This window comes from Variovorax sp. J22P240, assembly GCF_030316855.1.
GTDB lineage: Bacteria > Pseudomonadota > Gammaproteobacteria > Burkholderiales > Burkholderiaceae_C > Variovorax.
Window position 1 is genome coordinate 1 of record NZ_JASZYR010000040.1, and the last position, 1,431, is coordinate 1,431.

Sequence of the window (1,431 nt, forward strand, 5' to 3'; positions counted from 1 at the left end):
GTTGATGTCCCAGCAAGTGGTGTAAGTCTTCCTTCACTCGCTGCGCGGCAAGGCGCGTAGGGCGTAGCCCGAAGCGGCTTGCCGCGCAGCGACCGCTCTCTTCGGGGGGGGCCATCGTGAAGACCGGATAAGTTTGAGGTGCGACCCACCAAACTTGTCTTGAAGGAAATCACGATGACCAACCCAACTATGGCATTGGCCGAGCTCGCTGAGAAGGGAGCCGATGTCGACGTCCTGCGCCAGATGGTGCAGTTCATGGCCCAACGCCTCATGGAACTCGATGTCGAAGGACGCTGTGGCGCCGCCTACGATGAGAAGAATCCCGAGCGCCTCAACAGCCGCAATGGCTACCGCGAGCGCACCTGGGACACCCGAGCCGGCAGTGTCGAGCTGAAGATTCCCAGGTTGCGCCAGGGCAGCTACTTCCCCGAGTTCCTCGAGCCTCGGCGCACCGCAGAGAAGGCGCTCACGGCCGTCATCCAGGAGGCCTACGTGCAAGGCATCTCCACCCGTTCGGTGGACGACCTGGTCAAGTCGCTTGGCATGAGCGGCGTCTCCAAGAGCCAGGTTAGCCGGTTGTGCGGGGAGCTCGACGAGCGCGTCAACGCCTTCCTTGGAAGGCAGATCGAGGGTGACTGGCCCTACCTGTGGATCGATGCCACCTACGTGAAGACGCGCGAAGCCGGGCGCATCGTGAGCGTGGCCGTCATAGTGGCTGTCGGCGTGAACACCGACGGCCAGCGCGAGGTGCTGGGCTTGAAGGTCGGGGCCTCCGAGGCCGAGCCGTTCTGGACCGAGTTCCTGCGCAGCCTGAATCGCCGGGGTCTGCGCGGCGTGAAGCTCGTGATCAGCGATAGCCATGAGGGCATCAAGGCGGCCGCCGCGAAGGTGCTGAAGGCCACCTGGCAGCGTTGCAGGGTCCATTTCATGCGCAATGCCCTGGCCCACGCCGGCAAGACGCAGCGGCGCATGGTCTCGGCTGCCATCGGCACGGCGTTCGTGCAGGACTCGGCTGATGCGGCTCGCACGCAGTGGCGATCGGTGGCCGATCAGCTCCGAGACAAGTTCCCCAAGCTTGGTGCTCTGATGGACGACGCGGAGAACGACGTGCTGGCCTTCATGACCTTCCCGCGAGCGCACTGGACGCAGATCTACAGCACAAACCCATTGGAGCGGCTGAACGCGGAGATCAAGCGGCGCACGAACGTCGTGGGCATCTTCCCCAACGACGCCTCGATCACGCGCCTTGTCGGAGCAATGATGCTTGAGCAGAACGACGAGTGGTCGCTCAACCGGCGCTACATGCAGTTGGAGGGCCTGCAGACCCTCAGCGATACTGCACCCACTCGGCTGTCCGCAGTGGCACGCTGAGCACCGTGCATCTCAGCCCTGTCCGGGCTGAAGACTTACACCATGCGCTGGGACGTGACC

General features: G+C 63.9%; 1 protein-coding gene. It reads left to right on the forward strand.

Translation table 11 applies throughout. The annotated features are described in order from the left end of the window. Positions 1-174: 174 nt before the first annotated feature. Positions 175-1,371: an IS256 family transposase gene (locus tag QTI24_RS31440; protein WP_286605859.1), complete on the forward strand. Its 1,197-nt coding sequence runs from the start codon at positions 175-177 to the stop codon at positions 1,369-1,371. Positions 1,372-1,431: the final 60 nt, after the last annotated feature.

Bases quoted from the DNA above. Each gene is read 5' to 3' on its own strand.
- QTI24_RS31440 (WP_286605859.1), top strand. From the start codon at position 175: ATGACCAACCCAACTATGGCATTGGCCGAGCTCGCTGAGAAGGGAGCC.